The sequence below is a fragment of the Limimaricola cinnabarinus LL-001 genome (assembly GCF_000466965.1).
GTDB classification, from domain to species: domain Bacteria; phylum Pseudomonadota; class Alphaproteobacteria; order Rhodobacterales; family Rhodobacteraceae; genus Limimaricola; species Limimaricola cinnabarinus.
The window spans coordinates 126,123-148,080 of the sequence record NZ_BATB01000002.1 but is presented as its reverse complement, the minus strand read 5'-3'; the positions used below and the strand labels follow the sequence as shown (position 1 = coordinate 148,080).

15 protein-coding genes, 1 tRNA gene and 6 pseudogenes are annotated in these 21,958 nt (G+C 67.8%); 9 read left to right on the top strand and 13 right to left on the bottom strand.

What is annotated here, in order from left to right:
- Positions 1-503 precede the first annotated feature (503 nt).
- Positions 504-767, top strand: a complete 264-nt coding sequence (locus MBELCI_RS01775) for a hypothetical protein (RefSeq protein WP_021692421.1) — start codon at positions 504-506, stop codon at positions 765-767.
- Positions 768-874: 107 nt separating this feature from the next.
- Here MBELCI_RS01775 and MBELCI_RS01770 read toward each other — a convergent pair whose 3' ends face one another.
- From MBELCI_RS01770 to MBELCI_RS21220, 9 genes and pseudogenes are all read right to left on the bottom strand, one after another.
- Complete coding sequence (locus MBELCI_RS01770) at positions 875-1,897, bottom strand: aspartate-semialdehyde dehydrogenase (RefSeq protein ID WP_021692420.1); 1,023 nt, start codon at positions 1,895-1,897, stop codon at positions 875-877.
- Positions 1,898-1,995: 98 nt separating this feature from the next.
- Positions 1,996-2,072 (bottom strand) — tRNA-Pro (locus MBELCI_RS01765).
- Positions 2,073-2,124: 52 nt separating this feature from the next.
- Positions 2,125-3,090, bottom strand: coding sequence for a DMT family transporter (locus tag MBELCI_RS01760; RefSeq protein WP_045319563.1), 966 nt, complete (start codon positions 3,088-3,090; stop codon positions 2,125-2,127).
- A 112-nt stretch (positions 3,091-3,202) separates the two neighbouring features.
- Positions 3,203-4,308, bottom strand: a pseudogene (leuB, locus tag MBELCI_RS01755) (3-isopropylmalate dehydrogenase).
- A 102-nt stretch (positions 4,309-4,410) separates the two neighbouring features.
- Positions 4,411-5,514, bottom strand: a complete 1,104-nt coding sequence (locus MBELCI_RS01750; protein WP_021692418.1) for an endonuclease/exonuclease/phosphatase family protein — start codon at positions 5,512-5,514, stop codon at positions 4,411-4,413.
- The gene (locus MBELCI_RS01745; protein WP_369385336.1) at positions 5,511-6,335 is read right to left on the bottom strand and encodes a hypothetical protein; all 825 of its coding nucleotides are present in this window, start codon (positions 6,333-6,335) and stop codon (positions 5,511-5,513) included. Before MBELCI_RS01745 ends, MBELCI_RS01750 begins: the two co-directional genes overlap by 4 nt.
- A 404-nt stretch (positions 6,336-6,739) precedes the next feature.
- Positions 6,740-7,345 carry a 3-isopropylmalate dehydratase small subunit gene (gene leuD / locus MBELCI_RS01740; RefSeq protein WP_021692416.1) on the bottom strand — a complete coding sequence of 202 codons (606 nt, stop codon included), beginning with the start codon at positions 7,343-7,345 and terminating at the stop codon, positions 6,740-6,742.
- Positions 7,345-8,747: pseudogene (gene leuC / locus MBELCI_RS01735) on the bottom strand (3-isopropylmalate dehydratase large subunit). The gene leuD and the pseudogene leuC overlap by 1 nt, the downstream one beginning before the upstream one ends.
- Positions 8,748-8,836: 89 nt before the next feature.
- Positions 8,837-8,971, bottom strand: a complete 135-nt coding sequence (locus tag MBELCI_RS21220) for an isopropylmalate isomerase (RefSeq protein WP_200861242.1) — start codon at positions 8,969-8,971, stop codon at positions 8,837-8,839.
- Between the two features lie 111 nt (positions 8,972-9,082).
- On the opposite strand from MBELCI_RS21220, the pseudogene MBELCI_RS01730 reads away from it, so the two are divergent.
- The 8 genes and pseudogenes from MBELCI_RS01730 to MBELCI_RS01695 all read left to right on the top strand — a co-directional run bounded on the left by MBELCI_RS01730 (position 9,083) and on the right by MBELCI_RS01695 (position 16,608).
- Positions 9,083-10,506, top strand: a pseudogene (locus MBELCI_RS01730) (mechanosensitive ion channel family protein).
- 158 nt (positions 10,507-10,664) lie between these two features.
- Positions 10,665-11,029 (top strand): annotated as a pseudogene (rsfS, locus tag MBELCI_RS01725) (ribosome silencing factor); the annotation flags it as partial.
- Positions 11,029-11,429, top strand: a pseudogene (locus MBELCI_RS01720) (23S rRNA (pseudouridine(1915)-N(3))-methyltransferase RlmH); the annotation flags it as partial. The pseudogenes rsfS and MBELCI_RS01720, both read left to right, overlap by 1 nt.
- Before the next feature lie 141 nt (positions 11,430-11,570).
- Positions 11,571-13,085 (top strand): 2,3-bisphosphoglycerate-independent phosphoglycerate mutase, encoded by a 1,515-nt coding sequence (gpmI, locus tag MBELCI_RS01715; protein WP_021692410.1) that lies wholly within the window; start codon positions 11,571-11,573, stop codon positions 13,083-13,085.
- On the top strand, positions 13,082-14,209 hold the full coding sequence (locus MBELCI_RS01710) for a murein hydrolase activator EnvC family protein (protein ID WP_021692409.1): 1,128 nt from the start codon (positions 13,082-13,084) through the stop codon (positions 14,207-14,209). The genes gpmI and MBELCI_RS01710 overlap by 4 nt, the downstream gene beginning before the upstream one ends.
- A gap of 52 nt (positions 14,210-14,261) precedes the next feature.
- Complete coding sequence (locus tag MBELCI_RS01705; RefSeq protein WP_021692408.1) at positions 14,262-15,665, top strand: S41 family peptidase; 1,404 nt, start codon at positions 14,262-14,264, stop codon at positions 15,663-15,665.
- Entirely contained in the window at positions 15,662-16,144 is a 483-nt protein-coding gene (locus MBELCI_RS01700; RefSeq protein WP_021692407.1) for an RNA pyrophosphohydrolase, read from the top strand. The genes MBELCI_RS01705 and MBELCI_RS01700 overlap by 4 nt, the downstream gene beginning before the upstream one ends.
- Positions 16,145-16,158: 14 nt before the next feature.
- The gene (locus MBELCI_RS01695) at positions 16,159-16,608 is read left to right on the top strand and encodes a hypothetical protein (RefSeq protein ID WP_021692406.1); all 450 of its coding nucleotides are present in this window, start codon (positions 16,159-16,161) and stop codon (positions 16,606-16,608) included.
- A 30-nt stretch (positions 16,609-16,638) separates the two neighbouring features.
- Here MBELCI_RS01695 and MBELCI_RS01690 read toward each other — a convergent pair.
- The 4 genes and pseudogenes from MBELCI_RS01690 to dapE form a co-directional block, all read right to left on the bottom strand.
- Positions 16,639-17,894 (bottom strand): annotated as a pseudogene (locus tag MBELCI_RS01690) (lytic murein transglycosylase).
- Between the two features lie 164 nt (positions 17,895-18,058).
- The gene (gene rnr, locus MBELCI_RS01685) at positions 18,059-20,323 is read right to left on the bottom strand and encodes a ribonuclease R (protein ID WP_045319561.1); all 2,265 of its coding nucleotides are present in this window, start codon (positions 20,321-20,323) and stop codon (positions 18,059-18,061) included.
- Positions 20,324-20,375: 52 nt separating this feature from the next.
- The gene (locus MBELCI_RS01680; protein ID WP_021692402.1) at positions 20,376-20,804 is read right to left on the bottom strand and encodes a GNAT family N-acetyltransferase; all 429 of its coding nucleotides are present in this window, start codon (positions 20,802-20,804) and stop codon (positions 20,376-20,378) included.
- Complete coding sequence (gene dapE, locus MBELCI_RS01675; RefSeq protein WP_021692401.1) at positions 20,801-21,949, bottom strand: succinyl-diaminopimelate desuccinylase; 1,149 nt, start codon at positions 21,947-21,949, stop codon at positions 20,801-20,803. Before dapE ends, MBELCI_RS01680 begins: the two co-directional genes overlap by 4 nt.
- Between the last annotated feature and the right edge of the window lie 9 nt (positions 21,950-21,958).

Genomic DNA, 21,958 nt, shown 5'->3' with positions numbered 1-21,958 from the left:
CCAGCTTGACGGACGTGACCTTGTTCTGTGTTCCCCCGCACGGAAAATCATGCGCCCCCCTACAGCCACCTCGCCTGTCGTCCGACCGGGACCGTCCTCTTGCTGCGGGGCCTTCGGGGGACAGGCGAATCTATCAGGGAAGCGGTTCAGCCTCCTGGTTGCGCCGGGCGCTGGCGAGAAACTTTGGGGTTGCGGGCGGGCGCGTGGTGCATCCTTGGAATGCTGTCGTTTCAGACTAGGATCGCGGCTTGCAAAAATGCCCGATGGGCAGAGACTTAAGAAGTCCAGCGCTCCTTGAGGTTGTATTCGGATAATGCGGAGATGGGCCGCTTTACCGGCACAAGATTGCGGTATGAGCTCGAAAAGTGTAGTTTCGATGCATTGGTGACGTAGCGTCAAAAGGAGCGCGAAGCGTCTCCGATTTGCAATCAGTTCGACGGTCATCCCACGGCGCGATCCGCGCCGGGCCGGCATGGAGCCGTCAGTTAAAGATTGGATACGCTATGAGATTCAATGTTCTGGCAGGCTGCGCCATGGGCGTGGCCCTGATCGCGCCGTCCCTGTCACTGGCGCAGGACGTGCTTGGCTATTTCGACGGGGTGATCGCAAAGCTGTCCGAACAGGGCTACCGCGAGGCACGGCTTGTCGATGCCGAGGCGCGCCGGATCGTGGCCTATGACAGCTATGGGAGCGAGGTGTCCCTGATCATCGATGCCCATGAGGGCACGATCCAGTCCTGGGACTACGTTAACATGCGCGATAATTGAGGTGCGCGACAGTGGGGCCGGGGCAGTGGTCCCGGCTCCGCCGGAGAGGGTTGTAGGCGAGGCGGCGCGCAAGGCAAGGCGCCGCCTCGTGCAGGTCTGAGGCGGGCTCAGCCCTTCTTGAGGGCCTTCTGGCCCAGCACTTCGGCGATCTGCACCGCGTTGAGCGCGGCGCCCTTGCGCAGGTTGTCGGATACGCACCACAGGTTCAGGCCGTTCTCGACCGTGCCATCCTGACGGATACGCGAGATGAAGGTGGCATAGTCGCCCACGCATTCGACGGGGGTGACGTAGCCACCGGGCTCGCGCTTGTCGATCACGAGGATGCCGGGGGCCTCGCGCAGGATGTCGCGGGCCTCGTCCTCGTCGAGGAACTCCTCGAATTCGATATTGATCGATTCCGCGTGGCCGACGAAGACCGGGACCCGCACGCAGGTCGCGGTGAGCTTGATCGCGGGGTCGAGGATCTTCTTGGTCTCGACCATCATCTTCCACTCTTCCTTGGTCCCGCCATCTTCCATGAAGACGTCGATATGCGGGATCACGTTGAAGGCGATCTGGCGCGGATAGACCGAAGGCTCGACCTCCTGACCGGGGACATACATGCCCTTGGTCTGGTTCCACAGCTCGTCGATGGCGTCCTTGCCGGTGCCGGAGACGGACTGGTAGGTCGAGACGACGACCCGCTTGATCCGGGCGCGGTCGTGCAGCGGCTTGAGCGCCACCACCATCTGCGCGGTCGAGCAGTTGGGGTTCGCGATGATGTTCTTCTTGGTATAGCCCATCACCGCGTCGGCGTTGACCTCGGGGACCACCAGCGGCACGTCGGGGTCCATGCGGTAGAGCGACGAGTTGTCGATCACCACGCAGCCCTGCGAGGCGGCCTTGGGGGCGTATTCCTTGGTGGCCTCGGAGCCCACGGCAAAGAGCGCGATGTCCCAGCCGGTGAAGTCGAAGGCGGCGAGGTCCTGGGTTTTCAAAGTTCGGTCGCCAAAGCTCACCTCGGTGCCGAGCGAGCGGCGGCTGGCGAGAACGGCGATTTCCTCGATCGGAAACGCGCGCTCGTCCAGGATGTTGAGCATTTCGCGACCCACGTTGCCCGTGGCGCCGACGACGACGACCTTGTAGCCCATGTTCTGGAGCCTCCTGAAAGTTCGTGAGGTCCCTACATGTTTCGCCACGGAAGGGAAAGCGTCCGAAGACGTCGCAAGGCTGTCATGCGGGGAAAAACTGGTCGGAGTGAGAGGATTCGAACCTCCGACCCCCTGCTCCCGAAGCAGGTGCGCTACCAGGCTGCGCTACACTCCGACCGTGGCGCCGACCTAACGCCTTGCTTGCGGCTTTGCAAGAGGGCCTGCGCTCATTCCGCGCGGAACCGTCCGGGCCGCAGGAATCGCTTGAGCACGCTGGCGCGGGGGCTCGATCCGGTCTCGTAGCGCAGCCGGGTCCGCGAGACGGGACGATGCGCCGAATTGCCGCCGCGCCCCTCGCGCGCCACGATGTAGATCCCCGAGGCGATGATGATGCCCGCGCCCAGCGCCGTGGGCCCGTCCGGCAATTCGTCGAAGAACAGCGCGCCATAGGCGGTGGCCCAGATGATCTGGCTGTATTGCATCGGCGCGACCACCACCGCCTCGCCGGTGGAGTAGGCCGACACCATGATGCGGCCTGCGATCCAGCCCAGCACCGCGATCAGCGCCATCAGTCCGAAATGCGACACCGGCATCGGCTTGTAGACGAAGGCCAGCGCGGCACCCATTACCACGAAGTTGGCGATCATCGGATAGAGCAGCAGCACGATGGGCCGCTCCTCGTTGCCGATCTTGCGCACGATGATCGAGGCGGTGGAGCCGCCGATCGCCGCGCCCAGCGCCGCGAGATGCCCCAGCCCCAGCTCGGTCGCGCCGGGGCGCAACACCACCAGAACGCCCACGAGCCCCACCAGCACCGCCCCCCAGCGGCGTGGACCGACGCTTTCGCCCAGGACCGGGATCGCCAGCACGGTGATGATCAGCGGCGAGGCGAAGATGAGGGCGTAGACCTGCGCAAGGGGCAGCACCGAAAAGGCGTAAAAGGCCGAGATCGCGGTGAGCAGACCCGCGGCGGTGCGCAGCGCCACCCACCAAGGATGGCGCGGGCGCAGCGTGCCGGGTTCGGGGTCGCCGATGATCATGAACATCGCCAAAGGGAAGGCGAGCGTCACCGAGAAGAAGATGAGCTGCACCGGCGAGTAGCCGCCACCCAGCACCTTGACGATCACGTCATGCGTGGCGAAGACGCCGAAGGACACGAGCGCCAGCAGCGCGCCTTTCGCATTGTTGCCCATGCGCGTTCTCCCGGTCAGCCTGTTGGTGTTGGCGCCACCATTGGCCGAGCCCGGAGGGCGATGCAAGGCGGGGAGCGGGAGGGCGGGCGGGTTTTCCCCGCCCGCAGGTCGCTCAGAGCGAGGCGTCGAGCGCCTCGACGATCGCGTCGCCCATCTCGGCGGTCGAGATCGGCGTGCCGCCCTCGGGTCCGAGCAGATCGGCGGTGCGCTTGCCATCGGCGAGCACCTTCTCGACGGCCTTCTCCAGCCGTTCGGCCTCGGCGCCTGATCGAAGCTGTAGCGCAGCGCCATGGCGAAGCTCAGGATGCAGGCGATCGGGTTGGCCTTGCCCTGACCCGCGATGTCGGGGGCCGAACCGTGCACCGGCTCGTAGAGCGCCTTGGGGCGGCCATTGGCCATCGGCGCGCCGAGGCTTGCCGAGGGCAGCATGCCCAAGCTGCCGGTCAGCATCGCGGCGGCGTCCGACAGCAGGTCGCCGAAGAGGTTGTCGGTGACGATCACGTCGAACTGCTTGGGCCAGCGGCAGAGCTGCATCGCGCCCGCATCTGCATACATGTGGCTCAGCTCGACATCCGCGTACTCGGCCTCGTGGATCTCGGTCACCACCTGACGCCAGAGCACGCCCGATTCCATGACGTTGGCCTTCTCCATCGAGCAGACCTTGTTGTTGCGACGGCGGGCCAGCTCGAAGGCCGAGCGCGCGACGCGGGCGATCTCGCTTTCGGTGTAGCGCTGGGTGTTGACGCCGACGCGCTCGTTGCCCTCCTTGTGGATGCCGCGCGGCTCGCCGAAGTAGACGCCGGAGGTCAGCTCGCGCACGATCATGATGTCGAGCCCGGCGACCACGTCGCGCTTGAGCGAGGAGAAATCGGCCAGCGCGTCGAAGCACTGCGCAGGGCGCAGGTTCGAGAACAGGTCCATTTCCTTGCGCAGGCGCAAGAGGCCGCGCTCGGGCTTTTGGGAGAAGTCGAGCGTGTCGTATTTCGGCCCGCCTACGGCGCCGAGCAGCACCGCATCGGCGTTCTGTGCCTTTTCCATGGTCGCATCGGTGAGCGGGGTGCCATGGGCGTCGAAGGCGGCGCCGCCGACGAGATCGTCCTCGACGTCGAAGGCGAGGTCGCGCTTGTCACCGTACCAGCCGATGATCTTCTTCACCTCGTTCATGACTTCGGGACCGATGCCGTCTCCGGCGAGGATCAGAAGGGAAGGATTGGACACGTTGCGCGCTCCGATTTGAAACGAATGGAATGGCGATGCGGTAGCCCGAGGCCGCCGCAGGGTCAAGTTTGCGCGGGGTGTTTCCCGGAGCGGAGCGGGGCGTCACTCCAACTCAACGTCGACCCAGACCAGACGATGCGCCGAGGCGCGGGCCGCGATCTCGGCGATCTCGCCGCCTTCGGGCCAGACCACGCCCGCCTCGATCACTGAAAGGCCCGCGCGCGACGGCAGGATGTAATCGACGCGCAGGTTGCCGGGGCCATCGGGCGCCGCGTCCCAATCGGCGGTGTCGAGGCCGGGGTCGCCCGCGTGATTGGCGTCGGCATGGGCGCGGCCCCCGGCGCTCGCGGGGCGTGGATCGATGAGCCTCGGATCGCCCAGGAGGTCGCGCATCGCAGCACGTCGCCCGGCGCCGTCGGCGGGATCAAGATTGGCCAGGCCGAGGATCGCGAAGGGGGGGGAGGGGGGCGCGCCGAGATCGCCATCCATGAGCCGCTGCCACGCCCGGATCTCGTCGCGGTTGCGCAGCCCGTTGAGATCCTCGGGGCCGTCGAACACCGGCGGCGTCGCGGCGAACCCCATGAGGGTGAGCGGGCCGTCGGGCGTTCGCAGCCGCAGCACCCAATGCCCGGTGCTCGACAATCGCCGCGCCGCCTGCGCCGCCTCGGACGGGAAGGGCGCGCCGTTGGATACAGGTTGGGTCGCGCCGGGGAGGTCACGCCAGAGCATGGGAGTGAGGTCGCGGACCGGTTCCGCCGGAAATCGCGACAGCAGCGCCATCGCGCCGTCGCCGGTAAAGCGCCCATAGCCCTGTGCGTCGCGCGCGGCCCCCTTGCGCCCGTCACCGTCGAGGTCGAGCCCAGAGGCGAGCCCGGCATTGGAGGGCAGGGTCAGCAGATGCGGATAGTCCGGCCCGCCGGTGTCGCGCAGCAGCGTCGCGAAAGCCGCGAGGGCCACGCCTTGCGAGTCGTGGTCGAAGCCGGTCAGCAGCAGGATGTCAGGGGCGGCATGGGCGATGATCCGGGCGGCATCAGAGGCCTGCGCCTCCCCGCGTCGGATGTCGCGCAGCAGCAGGCCGGGCCCGTCACGGCTCAGGCCGGGATCATAGGTGGCGAGGCGGATCGGCTCGGCCGGGGCGGTGCCGGCCAGCAGCAGCGTGGTAAGGACGAGAGGGGCGGCGACACGGGCGCGCGCCCCGGGCGTCATGCGGGGAGCAGCCCGGCCTCGCGCGCCGTGGCGCGTTCGCGCTGGGCCCCGATCATGTCGGCCACGCGTTGCAGCGCCACGCCGCGCATCAAAAGGCTCGCCGGGAGGAAGGCCCAGCCGGTGAGGGTCCAGATCAGCGTGTGCGGGTTCGACAGGTTGAGAGGGCCGAACACCGGCCCGCCAAGGGCCATCAGCGCCGGGATCACGAAGGGCAGCAGGAAGCCCAGCACGAGGTTGAACTGCCCGTCACGGCGCAGCCGCCAGATCACGTCGGGGCCCGCGGTCGGGTCGAAGGTGGGCAGGTTGATCCAGACGTTGAAATTGCCGCTGCGCATCGGCCAGCCGCGAAACCGCAGCATTGCCGCGAAGGTCACCAGCGACCCCAGCGAGATCAGGTAGCTCAGCGCAGCACCGGTGCGCACCTGATCGGCGAGCACGGCGGGCGTGCCCTCGGGCAGGGTCAGCATCACCAACCGCACCGGCGAATAGGGGATGTCGAGCGCATGGCCCAGCGGTGTGGCCAAGGCGACGACGAGAGCGGTGATGGTCGAGGCCTCGCCCGCGGCGTCGCGGATCATCAACGACAGCAGGAACACCGCCGCGGCCGTGGTCACGAAGCGGATCCGGTTGAAGGGCTGGGCGTCGCGGAATTCGACGAGGCTCGGCGAAAGCGAGGTGTATTCGACCGCCGTGAACAGCCCGGCGGCCAGCGCCACGAGGGCGACGATTTCGGGGGTGCCCGATCCACCTGCCGGCAGCAGCATCGAAGGTGTCGCGATCATCAACACCACCAGCGCCGCTCGCAGGAGTCCTCCTGTCAATCGCGTGACCATAGTCTGCCCATTCCTGCACCGGGCGGCCACGTTTGCTTGTCGCGGCTCTGTACCGGCGTGATACGGCCCATGCGGGCCGATTTGCCTCAATCCTGCCACTATTTGTGCCCTTTCCCGATGAAGGCAGCAACGAATAGTTAACAAGAAGCCCTTGAACTGCGGCGCTTTTGCGACGTGCGAGGCGCAGTAATGGACCCATAATGCGGCATTTCACCCAGAATGAAGCAGTGCCGAGGCTGGTATGTAGGGCCAAGCCCCTAACAGGGCACCATATGATGTTGTTCCAAGATGACCTTGCGGCAATATCCGTTCGTACAGGGTTCAAATGCAATGAGGCGGCCCTTTTGGGGCCGCCTCATTCATGGTCGAATCAACCTTGGATGGATCGGAGGTCAGACCCAGGGCCGGGCCTGACTCGCTTGCGCCTCGAAGCCGTCGATCGAGGTGACCTTCTCCAGGGTCAGGCCGATGTCATCGAGGCCTTCCAACAGGCAATGCTTGCGGAACGGGTCGACCTCGAAGGCGAAGCTCTCGCCCTCGGAGGTGGTCACGGTCTGATTCTCGAGATCGATGTCGAGCCGCGCGTTCGAGCCCTTCTCGGCATCCTTCATCAGCACATCGACCTGCTCTTGCGGCAGCACGATCGGCAGGATGCCGTTCTTGAAGCAGTTGTTGAAGAAGATGTCCGCGAAGCTGGTCGCGATCACGCATTTGATCCCGAAATCCTTGATCGCCCAAGGCGCGTGCTCGCGCGAGGAGCCGCAGCCGAAATTGTCGCCAGCGACGATGATCTCGGCGTTGCGGTAGGCCGGGGTGTTGAGCATGAAATCGGGGTTCTCCGATCCGTCGTCGAGATAACGCATCTCGGCGAACAGGTTCACGCCCAGCCCCGACCGCTTGATGGTCTTCAGGAACTGCTTGGGGATAATCATGTCCGTGTCGATGTTGACCAGCGGCATGGGGGCGGCGACGCCCGAGAAGCTTTCAAACTTGTCCATCACATCATCTCCCGCACGTCGGTCAAATGTCCGGTGATCGCGGCGGCCGCCGCCATCGCCGGGCTCATCAGGTGGGTGCGCCCGCCCTTGCCCTGACGCCCCTCGAAGTTGCGGTTCGAGGTCGCGGCGCAGCGCTCGCCGGGCGAGAGCTGATCGGGGTTCATGGCAAGACACATCGAGCAGCCCGCGAGGCGCCACTCAAAACCCGCCTCCTTGAAGATGTCGGCCAAGCCCTCTTCCTCGGCCTGCGCGCGCACGAGGCCCGAGCCGGGCACGACCATGGCGCGCATGCCGTCCTTGATCTTCTTGCCCTTGAGGATCGCGGCCGCGGCGCGCAGATCCTCGATCCGGCCATTGGTGCAGGACCCGATGAACACCGTGTCGATCTTGATGTCCTTGAGCGGCGTGCCGGCGGTCAGCCCCATGTAGTCGAGCGCGCGCTTGGCGGCCTCGACCTTGCCGCCCTTGAAGGCTTCGGGCGCGGGCACGACGTCGGTGATCGGCAGCACATCTTCGGGCGAGGTGCCCCAGGTGACGACCGGTGCAATGTCCTCGCCGCGGATGGTGATGACCTTGTCCCAATGCGCGTCGTCATCGGAATAGAGTGTCTTCCACCAGTCCATCGCGGCCTCCCACTGCGCGGCCTTCGGCGCGTGGGGGCGGCCCTTGACGTAGTCGAAGGTCGTCTGGTCGGGCGCGATCAGCCCGGCGCGGGCGCCGCCCTCGATCGCCATGTTGCAGACCGTCATCCGGCCTTCCATCGACAGCGCGCGGATCGCTTCGCCGCAATACTCGATGACATATCCGGTGCCGCCCGCGGTGCCGGTCTTGCCGATCACCGAAAGCGTGATGTCCTTGGCGGTGACGCCCGGCGCCAGCTTTCCGGTGATCTCCACTTTCATGTTCTTGGACTTCGACTGGATCAGCGTCTGGGTCGCGAGCACGTGCTCGACCTCCGATGTGCCGATGCCATGCGCCAGCGCGCCGAAGGCGCCATGCGTCGCGGTGTGGCTGTCGCCGCACACGACCGTCATGCCAGGCAGGGTCCAGCCCTGCTCGGGGCCGACGATGTGGACGATGCCCTGACGCACGTCGGAGACGGGATAGTAGTTGATGCCGAAATCGCGGGCGTTCTTGTCGAGCGCATCCACCTGGATCCGGCTGTCCTCGTTCTCGATGACCTTGTCGCGCCCCTCGGTGGTGGGGACGTTGTGGTCCGGCACGGCGATGGTCTTTTCGGGCGCACGCACCTGGCGGCCCGCCATGCGTAGCCTTCGAAGGCCTGCGGGCTGGTGACCTCATGCACGAGGTGGCGGTCGATGTAGATCAGGCTCGAGCCATCCTCGGCCTGATGAACGAGATGGGCGTCCCAGATCTTGTCGTAGAGTGTCTTGCCGGTCATGGGAGATATCCTCTTGCGGCTGGATGTAGGTGACGGGGCGCGATTGCGCGCCCAAGGGTCGATCGGGCGCGCAATCGCGCCCCGCCGCGTCAAAGCCGCGCGAGGATCGTGCAGGTCGCGCCGAAGAACCGCCAAGGCAGCCGCGCGCGATCGTCCATGTCGAAGACCCGTGTCATGGCGCCCAGATACTCCGTCGGACCCTGCGGCACAAGAGGCCCGCGCACGGCCCCACAGGCGCACCTCGCCCCGTCGCGGCGTCACGACGTCGTAGCGGCTGGACCGGGGGGGCGGGGGCGCTACATGCTCCGGAGCAATGAGGCAGGGCGGAGCGGGCGATGGAGCCGGAGACCGGGTTGGACGACGTGGCAGGGGCTGCCACGGCGGAGGCGGGCGAGACCGCCGCCGAGATGGCGCAGCAGGCGGCCGAGGCGCCCGAGGTGATCGCCGCCGCCGCGAGCGATTTCGGCGAACGGCTCCTGCAGGATGCCGAACGGGTGACGCAGGGCGTGATGCAGCCCTGGAACGCCTGGCAGGTCGCGATCCTGTTCGGGGCCTTCGCGCTGGCGCATCTGGGCCGGGCCTGGCTCGGGCCGAAGCTGCACGACTGGATGCGAAAGCGCAGCGGTTGGCCGCGCTGGCGGATGCGCTACGCGGTGACGCTGCATCGGCGGCTGCGCGCGGTGTTGTTCGTGGTGCTGGCTTGGATCGCCGTCGCCGTGGTCGAACAGCTGGCGCCCTTGGGCGGCGCGGCCGTGCTCCGGATCGTGGCCAATCTCGCCACGGGGTGGCTTTTCGTGGCGCTGGTGTCGCGCCTGATCTCGAACCCGCTGCTGCGCGGCGTGGTGCGTTACGGCGCCTGGACCTGGATCACGCTGCGCATCCTCGACCTGACGAACGAAACCGCGCGGTTGCTCGACAGCCTCTCGATCGATCTGGGCGATCTGCGGATCTCGGTACTTCTGGTGCTCAAGGCGGCGCTGGTGCTGGGCGTGGCCTTCTTCATCGCGCGCCTGCTGGCGCGCACCTCGGCGCACCGGATCGAGAGCAACCGCGAGATCAGCCCCTCGATGCAGGTGCTGGCGGTCAAGCTGTCGCAGCTTCTGTTCTACGGCATCGCGGTCTTCGTCGGGCTGCGGGCGGTGGGGGTCGACCTGACCGGCCTCGCCGTGCTGTCGGGCGCGATCGGCGTGGGCTTGGGCTTTGGCCTGCAAAAGGTCGTGTCGAACCTCGTCTCGGGGCTGATCATCCTTCTGGACAAATCGATCAAGCCCGGTGACGTGATCTCGCTCGGCGAGACCTTCGGCTGGATCTCGACTCTGGGCGCGCGCTACGCCTCCGTCGTCACCCGCGACGGCAAGGAATACCTGATTCCGAACGAGGACCTGATCACCACGCAGGTGGTCAACTGGACCCATTCCGACAACTCGGTGCGCATCGATATCTCCTTCGGCGCCTCTTACGGCGAGACCCGCACCTCGTGCGGCGGGTCTCGACCGCCGCCGCAGCGGGCTGCACGCGGGTTCTGGAAAAGCCCGCCCCCGTCTGCCATATCACCGCCTTCGGCGATTCGAGCGTGGACTATACCCTGCGCTTCTGGATCGACGATGCGACGGCGGGGCTCACCAATATCCGCGGCGACGTGTTCCTCGCGCTTTGGGATGCGTTCAAGGCCGAAGGCATCTCGATTCCCTTTCCGCAACGCGAGGTTCGGGTGCTCGATGGCTCCGCCTTGCGTGTCGCGCAACCCGCCGCCGAGTGACGGCAGGCGAGGACCGGGATCGTTGAAAACGGGCCCCTGCCTTGCTACATTGAACATATGCCCGGCGCCGGGGCAAAGTCGGCGGCGTGAAACCGGAGGATGATGACCTGTCCCTTTCCACCCAAGCGGCGCAAGCTGCTCCCCAGGGCGCGGGCCTGATGGCCGGGCGCCCTCCGCGACGAGCGAAAAGCTGCTGGCAGCGATCCTCGTCTCCCTCGATGACGACAAGGCCGAAGAGGTCGTGCAGATCGATCTGCGCGGGCGTTCCGAGATGGGCGATTACATGGTGATCGCCTCGGGCCGCTCGACCCGTCAGGTCGCCGCCATCGCCGAACACCTGACCGACAAGCTCAAGCAGGAATACGGCGTGCTCTCGAAGACCGAGGGCAAGGAAACCGGCGACTGGGTGCTGATCGACACCGGCGACGTGATCGTGCACGTGTTCCGACCCGAGGTCCGCGAGTTCTACCAGCTGGAGAAGATGTGGGCGCCTTCCGGGGCGGCCGCCGACAGCTTCCGCTGATGCGCGTCAGGATCTGCGCGGTGGGCCGGATGAAATCCGGCCCCGAACGCGTGCTGGTCGACGACTACACCACCCGGTTCGACCGAACCGGGCGGGCGCTGGGCCTCGGCCCTCTCACCATCAGCGAAGTCGACGACCGCAAGTGTGGCGGCATGGCCGCCGAGGCCGCGCTCTTGGACCGTGCCATTCCGGACGGCGCCGTGATCTGCGCCATGGACGAGCGCGGTCGCGAGATGACCTCGCCCGATTTCGCGCAGATGCTCGCGGGCTGGCGCGATCAGGGCCGCGCGGAAATCGCCTTCGTGATCGGCGGTGCGACGGGATCGACCCCGCCTTGCGCGTCCGTACCGATGCCATGCTCTCCTTCGGGCCGATGGTCTGGCCGCACATGCTGGTGCGCGCGATGCTGTGCGAACAGCTCTACCGCGCGGCCTCGATCCTCGCCGGATCGCCCTATCACAGGGTCTGATCCCGCCTTGGTGGACATCGCCGCCGCTTTGCCTCAGGACTGACCACGAGATTTTCCGAGGAGGCTTTCGAGATGGCGATACCCAAACCCGTGGTCCTGTGCATCCTCGACGGTTGGGGCCAGCGCGAGGAGACCACCGGCAACGCGCCCGCCCTCGCCAAGACCCCGACCTTCGACCGGATCATGCAAGGCCCGCACGCGACGCTGACCACCCATGGACCCGATGTCGGCCTGCCCTCGGGCCAGATGGGCAACTCCGAAGTCGGCCATACCAATATCGGCGCGGGCCGGGTCGTGGCGATGGATCTGGGCCAGATCGACCTCGCGATCGAGGACGGCTCCTTCTTCGATGCCGAGGCGATCGTCGACTTCGCCAAGACATTGCAGGATTCGGGCGGCACGGCGCATCTGTTCGGCGTCGTCTCGGATGGTGGTGTTCACGGCCATCTCGACCATATCGTCGCTGCCGCCAAGGCGCTGCGCGATCGCGACGTGGCGGTGACGATCCATGCCATCACCGACGGGCGCGACGTGGCGCCGTCCTCGGCGGACGCCTATCTCGAGGACCTGATCGAAAGGCTCCCCGAGGGCACGAAGATCGCCACCGTGATCGGCCGCTATTTCGCCATGGACCGCGACAACCGCTGGGACCGGGTGAAGACCGCCTATGACGCCATCATGCGGGGCGAAGGCCCCCGCGCCGACGACCCGCTCGCGGCGGTGAAGGCGGCCTGGGACGCGGGCAAGACCGACGAGTTCATCCCCGCCACGGTGATCGGCGACCACGAGGGCCTGCAGCCGCAGGACGGGCTCTTCTGCCTCAACTTCCGCGCCGACCGCGCGCGCGAGATCCTCGCCGCCATAGCCGATCCCGATTTCGACGGCTTTGATCGGGGCGCCACCCCGGCGCTCGCCGCGCGTCTGGGCATGGTGGAATATTCCGACCGGCACGTGGCATGGTACAAGGCGGTGTTCCCCAAGCGCGACATCGTCAACACGCTGGGCGCATGGGTCGCTGCCAAAGGCCGCACGCAGTTCCGTCTGGCCGAGACCGAGAAATACCCGCATGTCACCTTCTTCCTCAATGGCGGCAAGGAGGAGCCGGAGGAGGGCGAGGACCGGTTCATGCCGAAATCGCCCAATGTCGCGACCTATGACATGCAGCCCGAGATGTCCTCCGAAGAGGTGACCCAAGCTTTCGTCGGCGCGATCGAGAAGGGCTACGACCTGATCGTCACCAACTTCGCCAACCCCGACATGGTCGGCCATACCGGCGATCTGGCTGCGGCGATCCGCGCCTGCGAAGCGGTGGATGCGGGCCTGTCGCGGGTCTGCGCAGCGCTCGAAAAGGCGGGTGGCGTGATGATCGTCACTGCCGATCACGGCAACTGCGAGACGATGATCGACCCCGAGACCGGTGGGCCGCACACCTCTCACACGCTCAACCCGGTGCCGGTGGCGCTGTTCGGCGGGCCCGAGGGCGCGCGGCTGCGCGAAGGCCGGCTCGCCGATCTCGCGCCGACGCTGCTCGATCTCATGGGGCTCGACCTGCCGCCCGAGATGACCGGGCGCAGCCTCATCGAATGAGGGCGGCGCTGCTCCTCGCGCTGGCGCTGCTGGCCGGACCTGCCGGGACCGCCATGGCGCAGGACACGGCGACGGCGGCGCAGGCGGCGGCGGCGCGGCTTGCCGCCGCGAGCCAGTCGCTCGCAGCGGCGCAGGCCTCGCGCGACCGGGTCGCGGCGCTGACCGAGACGGTGCGCGCCTATGAAGAAGGGCTGGAGGCGCTGCGCGACGGGCTGCGCCGCGCCGCGATCCGCGAGCGGGCCATTGCCGTGGAGCTTGGCGCCAAGCGGGCCGAGATCGCGGGGCTTCTTGGGGCGCTCTTGTCGATGTCGCGCGCGCCCGCGCCGCTGTTGCTGCTGCACCCGGCGGGGTCTCTGGGCACCGCGCGCTCGGGCCTCATCGCGACCGAGGTGACGCCGGCGCTGCAGGCCCAGGCCGAGGCGCTGCGCGCCGATCTGCAGGAGGCCGCCGACCTCGCCGCCTTGCAGCAAAGCGCTATCGGCACGCTGGAGGAGGGGCTCGCGGGGGCGCAGACGGCGCGCAGCGCCCTTTCTGAGGCAATCTCGGAGCGCACCGACCTGCCGCTGCGCTTCAGCGAGGACCCGGTGGCGACGGCCCTGCTTCTGGCCTCGACCGACACGCTCGACGCCTTTGCCTCGGGGCTGGCACAGACCGTCGACACCGAATTGTCGAGCACGGTACCCGACGCCTCGGCGCTCAAGGGCAGCATCGCCTTGCCGGTGCAGGGGCAGGTGCTGCGCGGCTTCGGCGAGGCGGATGCCTCCGGCGTCGCGCGGCCCGGCCTCGTCATCGCCACCGCGCCGCGCAGCCTCGTCTCCACGCCGGTCGCGGCGACCTTGCGGTTTCGCGGCGAATTGCTCGATTACGGCAATGTGGCGATCCTCGAGCCGGCCGCCGGCGTGCTGGTGATCCTCGCGGGGCTGGCCGAGGTCTATGGCCGTACCGGGGAGATCCTGCCGGAGGGCGCGGCCATCGGCCTGATGGGCGGAGAGCTGCCCGCGCCGCACGAAATCTTGACCGAAACGGCGCAGGGTGGTGGCGCACGCCAGCCGGAAACGCTTTATCTGGAAGTGCGGGAGGGCGATGCGCCCGTCGACCCCGCGACATGGTTCGCGCCGGCCTGACCGGCGCGCGCCCAAATTGCGGCACGCGCCGCAGGCAGAGGGAATGTTGCGCATGAGGAAACTGGTACTGGCGGCACTCGGCGGCACCGCGCTCGGGCTCGTCGTCACGACGCAGGTGGCAGGGCCGCTCGTGGCACAGGAAGCCGAGCGCAACGCCAGCGTCTACGAGCAGCTCGATCTCTTCGGCGACATCTTCGAGCGGATCCGCGCCGAATATGTCGAGACCGTTGACGAGGGTGAGCTGATCGAGGCCGCGATCAACGGCATGCTGACCTCGCTCGACCCGCATTCCTCCTATCTCTCGCCCGAGGACGCCGCCGACATGCGCACCCAGACGCGCGGCGAGTTCGGGGGCCTCGGGATCGAGGTCACGCAGGAGGAGGGGATCGTCAAGGTCGTCTCGCCGATGGACGGCACACCCGCCGACGCCGCAGGTATCCTCGCCGGTGATTTCATCACCGCCGTCGATGGCGAAAGCGTGCTCGGCCTGACGCTCGACGAGGCGGTGGACCTGATGCGGGGGCCGGTCGGCTCGGAGATCATCATCACCGTGGTGCGCGAGGGCGAGGACGAGCCCTTCGACGTGTCGATCATCCGCGACACGATCAAGCTCAACGCCGTGCGCGCGCGCACCGAAGGCGACACCATCGTGATGCGCGTCACCACCTTCAACGACCAGACTTTCCCCGACCTACAATCGGGGCTGGCCGACGAGATCGAGAAGGCGGGCGGGCTCGACAACGTCAACGGCGTGGTGCTCGATCTGCGCAACAACCCCGGCGGCCTGCTGAACCAGGCGATCTACGTCTCCGACGCCTTCCTTGAGGCGGGCGAGATCGTCTCGACCCGTGGCCGCGACGTGGCGCAGTCGGATCGCAACAACGCCACCCCCGGCGATCTGATCGACGGCAAGCCGATGGTGGTGCTGGTCAATGGCGGCTCGGCCTCGGCCTCGGAGATCGTCGCGGGCGCGTTGCAGGACCACCGCCGCGCCATCGTCGTCGGCACCCAGAGCTTCGGCAAGGGATCGGTGCAGACGGTGATGCCGCTGCGTGGCGAGGGCGCGATGCGGCTGACCACGGCGCGCTACTACACGCCGTCGGGACGCTCGATCCAAGCGCTGGGCATCTCGCCCGACATCATCGTCGAACAGCCACGCCCCGCACCGGTGGACGAGACCGAGGAGGAGACGACGACGCCGCGTTCGCTGCGCTCGGAGGCCGATCTGCGCGGCAGCCTCGACAATGACAGCCTGACAGAGGACGAGATTAAGCAGCTCGAAGAGGATCGCGCGCGGGCCGAGGCCGCCGCCGAACTGCGCGAGCAGGATTACCAGCTCGCCTATGCGATCGACATCCTCAAGGGTCTCTCGGCGCTCGGTCCCCGCGCGCTGCCCGATCCTGACGAGCGCGCCGAGGCCCCGGCCGAGGCCGACGAGGGGGAGACCGCCCAGTGAGACCCGCCTCGATCGCCGCCCTGCCGTTCCGCCCCTGCGTCGGGGTGATGCTGGCGAATGCCGAAGGCAAGGTCTTCGTCGGCCAGCGGATCGACCGCGACCGGGACGCCTGGCAGATGCCGCAGGGCGGCATTGACCCGGGCGAAGACGTGACCACGGCGGCGCTGCGCGAGCTGGGCGAGGAAACCGGCGTGACGCCCGACAAGGTGATCATGGTGGCCCAGACCGAAGCGCCGCTCCGCTACGACCTCCCCTCCGACGTGGTGCCGCATATCTGGGGCGGCCGCTATCGCGGCCAGGCCCAGACCTGGGTGCTGATGCGCTTTACCGGGACGGACGGGGATATCGACATCGCCACCGAGCATCCGGAGTTCAGCGCATGGAAATGGATCGACCCCGCCGATCTGGTCTCGGCCATCGTGCCCTTCAAGCGGCAGGTCTACGAGCAGGCTCTGGCGCAGCTCGGACCGCTTATCTGAGCCTGGCTTTTGCGGTGGCGGCCCAGCCTGCCGCCGCGCTGTCCTGCCTCGTTCCCGACCCGGTCCGCAGCTTCGTGGAAATCCATGCCGCGCCCGAGAGCTACCGCGCCTTTGTAGGTCGCCTGAGCTTCGACGCTTCGAAGCTGCCCCCCTCCGTCGCCGCCGCTCCCGCCAACGCCACGCCGCCCGCGATCCCGGCGGGCCTCTCTGGCTACCAGCTCGGCCCCACCGGTTTCGACACGCCCGTGGAGACGGCGGTGCTGCTGCAACCCTCCTGCGCGGGGCCGTGGTGCGGCAGCCTCGCGCCTGGTGACGAGGTGCTGATCTTCGCACGTGAGGAGGAGGGGCAACTGGTCGTCGATCTGGAGCCTTGCCCGGGCAAGGTGCAGGCGGCACCCGACGCCGCGACGCGTGATCGGCTGGCCGCCTGCATGCGCGGCGAGGCCTGCGACCCCGCCGGATGAGCAAGGCCGCCCCGAAGGGCGGCTCGTTTCTCAGCGCAGCCGCTTGAGCAGCGCCTCGGAGGCGAAGCCGTCCACCGCCAGGCCGTTTGCCTGCTGGTAGCGGCGAATTGCGGCGATGGAATTGGGGCCGATGATGCCGTCGCTGCCGCCGGTGTCATAGCCCAGCGCGGTCAGCCGCTGCTGGACCTCCGAGCGCTCGGCCCGGTTCAGCGTTCGGCCCATGGCCATCTTCGTGCGCAGCGGCGCGCCCCCGGCGATGCGGTCGCCCAAATGCCCCACGCCGATCGCATAGGCGTCGGCGGCGTTGTAGCGCTTGATGACGTCGAAGTTCTTGAACGTCATGAAGGCCACGCCCTGCGCGCCTTCCGGCACGAGGATCTCGGCGGCGCCGAAGTCGCGGATCTGGCCGCCGGTCGCGGCGCGCACGCCGAGCGCCTGCCATTCGGCCGCGCTTTTCTTGGCGCCGCCCGCGAGGCCGTAGTTGAAGCCCGAGGGCAGTACCACCTCGACACCCCAGGCTGGCCCTTGCGCCAGCCGAAGTTCGACAGGTACTTCGCGGTCGAGGCGAGCCCGTCGGTCGGATCGTCGGACCAGATGTCGCGCCGCCCGTCGCCGCGGAAATCGGCGGCATAGGCCTCGTAGCTCGTGGGGATGAACTGGGTGTGGCCCATCGCCCCGGCCCAGCTGCCCTTCATGTTCTCAGGGGTCACGTCGCCGTTCTGCAGAATCTTGAGCGCCGAGGTGAGCTGCTGCTCGAAGAAGCGGCCGCGCCGTCCCTCATAGGCCAGCGTCGCCAGCGCCGAGATGACGGGGATCTCGCCGCGCCGCTTGCCGAAATTGCTCTCCATGCCCCAGACCGCGAGCACGGTCTGCCGATCGACGCCGTAGCGGGCCTCGATCTCGGAGAGCAGGCTCGAATATTGCGACAGCATCGCGCGTCCGGTCTCGACCCGCGTGTCCGAGGCGGCAGTGGAGAGGTAATCGCCCAGGGACTTGGTGAACTCGGCCTGGTTGCGGTCCTTTTCGATCACGCCGGGGATGTAGCCCGCGGAGGCGAAGGCACGGTCGAAGGTGGCCCCGGAGACGCCAGCCGAAAGGGCGCGGGACCGGTAGCCGCCGACCCAGTTCGAAAAGCCTGCGTTGGGTCGGGGTCGCATGTTCTCGTCCATCTGTTCCGCACGGGCCGGGGGCCGGGGCGAGCTGTCGAGCGGGCCCGAGACCGCTCCGCAGGACGCCAGGGCCGCGATTGTAAGGCCCAGAAGGCCCGTCCGTCCAAAGCTCGTCAAGTTCCGCACCGCCCGCTCCTTTTGCTTTGTGGCAGCACTACCGCGAAGCGGGCGAGTCGGCACGGGGCAGGGTGGCCAGCGGCGGGAAACCGCTCAGGCCCAAAGCCTCTCCATCCCCGCATGGTCGGGGCAGCGGTACTGCTGCCCCAAGGGCGTTCGCGGGCTCAGCGCTTGCGCGTGACCTTGCGCTTTTCCTTCTTGGCCTTGACGGCGGCCTTCTTCTTGGCGGCACCGGCCTTGTGGCGCGGCGGTTTGCCGGGGCGGCGCGAGGGGCCGCGCGGCATGGTCGCGCCGTCGATCTCGACCAGCTCGGCAATGAGCCCGCCAGAGATCGGCGCGGCTTCGACGAGACGCGCCGTAACCCTTTGGCCCAGCGCGATGACCCGGCCGCTGTCTGCGCCCATCAGGGTCTGATCCGCGGCGTCGTAATGGAAGAACTCGTTGCCCAGCGAGCGGATCGGCACCAGCGCGTCGGCGCCGGTCTCGTCGAGCTTCACGAACACGCCGAAGCGGGCGATGCCGCTGATCCGGCCCGGCAGCTCGGCGCCGATCCTGTCGGACATGAAGGCGGCGAGGTAGCGGTCGGTGGTGTCGCGCTCGGCCAGCATGGAGCGGCGCTCGGTGTCGGAAATCTGCTTGGCGGTTTCGTCGAGGCGTTCAAGATCGTGATCCGACAGGCCATCCTTGCCCCAGCCATGCGCCGAGACGAGGCCACGATGCACGATCAGGTCGGAGTAACGCCGGATCGGCGAGGTGAAATGCGCGTAATCGCGCAGCGCGAGGCCGAAATGGCCGAAATTCTCAGCGTTGTAATAGGCCTGCGTCATCGAGCGCAGCGTCGCGAGGTTGATCAACTCGTCCTGTTCGGTGCCCTGCGCCTGCTCCAGCAAGCGGTTGAGATGCGCGGTCTTGAGGACCTGCCCCTTGGCCAGCACCAGCCCCGACCCCTTCACCACCTCGCGCAGCGCGTCGAGCTTGTCGGGGTTGGGCTCCTCGTGGACCCGGAACAAGAGCGGCTGGCGCTTGGCGATCAGGGTTTCGGCGGCGCAGACATTGGCCAGCACCATGAACTCCTCGATCAGCCGGTGCGCGTCGAGCCTCTCCTTGAAGGAAATGGCCGTCACCTGACCCATCTCGTTCAGCTCGATCCGCCGCTCGGGCAGGTCGAGCTCCAAGGGCTGCCGCCGCTCGCGCGCCTTTTTCAGCGCGGCGTAGGCGGCCCAGAGCGGGCGCAGCACCTCGTCGAGCATGGTGGCGGCGCGGTCGGTCGGGGTGCCGTCGATCGCCTCCTGCGCCTCTTCGTAGGACATCGAAGCGGCCGAGCGCATCAGCGCGCGCTCGAACTTGTGGCCGATCTTGTTGCCTTCCGCGTCGATGCGGATGCGCACGACGATCACCGCGCGCGGCACGCCTTCATGCAGAGAGCACAGATCGCCCGAGAGCCGGTCGGGCAGCATCGGCACGACCCGGTCGGGGAAATAGGTCGAGTTGCCGCGCTTGCGCGCCTCGCGGTCGAGCTCCGAGCCGGGCGTGACGTAATTAGCCACGTCGGCGATGGCGACCCAGAGGATGTGCCCGCCCTCGTTGTCGGGGGCGTCGTCGGGCTGGGCCAGCACCGCGTCGTCGTGATCGCGCGCATCCGACGGATCGATGGTGATCAGCGGCAGCTCGCGCAGGTCGGTGCGACCCTTGAGGCCCGCGGGCTTCATCGCGTCGGCCTCGGCAAGGACCGCGTCGGGGAAATGGTCGGGAATGCCGTGCTGGTGGATCGCGATGAGCGAGACGGCGCGCGGCGCGGTCGGATCGCCCAAGCGCGACATCACGCGCGCCTTGGGCAGGCCGAGGCGGCCCTTGGGGCCGGCCTGCTCGGCCTCCACCAGCTCGCCGTCCTTGGCGCCGTGCTCGGCCCCTTCGGGGACGATCCACTGCTTGTCGACGCCCTTGTCGATCGGCACGATGCGCCCGCCCTCGGAGGCCTTCTTGAAGATGCCCAAGATGCGCAGCGGGTTGGTGCCGATCTTGCGGATCAGCCGCGCGGTGTAGTCGTGCTCCTCCCCTGGCGTGGCGGTGAGCTTGGCAAGGATGCGGTCGCCCGCGCCCATCGCCGCGTCGCTTTCGCGCGGCAGCAGCAGCACCTTGGGACCCTCGCCCTCACCGTGCCATTCGAGCGCGCGGGCCCAGAGGTCGCCATCCGCGTCGGGCGGCAGCACCGAGAGCACCGAGACCGGAGGCAGCCGCTCGGGATCGCGGTAGGTCCTGCGCTTCTTCTCGAGATGCCCCTCGGCCTCGAGCTCGCGCAGGATGCGCTTGAGGTCGATCCGCGCCGCGCCCTTGATGCCGAAGGCACGGGCGATGTCGCGTTTCGCGGTCTGGGTCGGGTTGTCGGAGATCCATTGCAGGATCTCGTCGCGGGAGGGCAATCTGTTCATGGCGTGCAGGTAGCACGCGCATGGGGTCTCGTCACGCGATCACGTCGCGCGCTCAGCTCCTGAGCCGCTTTTCCATGTCGCGATGCGGAATGCCCGCGTCGTCGTATTCGGGGCCGTAGGCCGTGTAGCCGAGCTTTTCGTAGAAGGGCAGGGCGTGGGTCTGGGCCGAGAGGTAGAGCTGGGTGACGCCGGGACGCGAGCGCAGCACCTCCTCGGCCATGCGCATGATCGCCGCCCCGAGGCCGGTGCCGCGATGCGTCCGCAGCACCGCGACGCGGCCGATCTTGCCGGTCTCACCGCGCAGCAGCAGCCGCGCGGTGCCGACCGGCGTGCCGTCGCAGGTGGCCAGCAGGTGGATCGCCTCGTGGTCCAGCCCGTCCATCTCCTCGGCCTCGGAGACGTTCTGCTCCTCGATGAAGACGGTGCGGCGCAGCGCGTGGCAGTGGGTGAGATCGGTGGTCTCGATGATATCGTGTTTCACGTGAAGTAGCTTTCGAGGATGCGGGTATAGACGGATTTGAGCCGGTGGATCTGCGCGATCTCCACCCGTTCGTCGACCTGGTGCATGGTCTGGCCAACGAGACCGAACTCCACCACCGGGCAGTGGTTCTTGACGAAGCGCGCATCCGAGGTGCCGCCCGTGGTCGACAGTTCCGGCACCATGCCGGTTTCGGCCTCGACGGCTCTGGCGACCATGGCCGAAAGTTCGCCCGGCGGCGTCAGGAAAGCTTCGCCCGAGACCTTCACCTCGATGCCGATCTCGACGCCGAACTCCTCGGCGACCCAGTCCGCCTCGGCCCAGAGCCATTCCTTCAGGCTGCGGCCCGTGTGCAGGTCGTTGAACCGGATGTTGAGCGTGGCGCGGGTCTGGCGCGGGATCACATTGGTGGCCGGGTTGCCGGTATCGAGCGTCACCACCGCCAGCGTCGAGGCGTCGAAATGCTCGGTGCCGGTGTCGAGCGCATGGTTCGACAGGCGGTCGACCAGCCGCGCCATCGCGGGGATCGGGTTGTTGGCGCGGTGCGGATAGGCCGCGTGGCCCTGCGTCCCGGTCACCGTGACAAAGGCGTTGAGCGAGCCGCGCCTCCCGATCTTGATCATCTCGCCGAAGTTCTCGGGGCAGGTCGGCTCGCCCACGAGGCACATCCGCATCCGCTCGCCGGTCTCGTCCATCCAGTCGAGCAGCGCACGGGTGCCATCGACGCCGTCGCCCTCCTCGTCGCCGGTGATGGTCAGGATCACCGCGCCATCGGGCGGCGTCGTCTGCACGAAATCGATGGCAGCGGCCACGAAGGCCGCCACGCCCGATTTCATATCGCAGGCGCCGCGCCCGTAGAGCTGACCGTCCTTCTCCTCTGCGCCGAAGGGATCGACCGACCAGTCGTCACGGTTGCCCACCGGCACCACGTCGGTATGGCCGTTGAAGCCGAAGCTCTTCTCGGCGTCCTTGGCGCCCCAGCGGGCGAAGAGGTTGGCGATGCCGTTCCGGTCGACGCGGGTGCAGTCGAAGCTCGCCCGTTCCAGCATCTCCTGCAACAGCACCAGCGCGCCGCCTTCTTCGGGGGTGACAGAGGCGCAGCGGATCAGCCGCGCGGTCAGGTCGGCGGGATCGATGGTCTGGGACATCCGGTCACT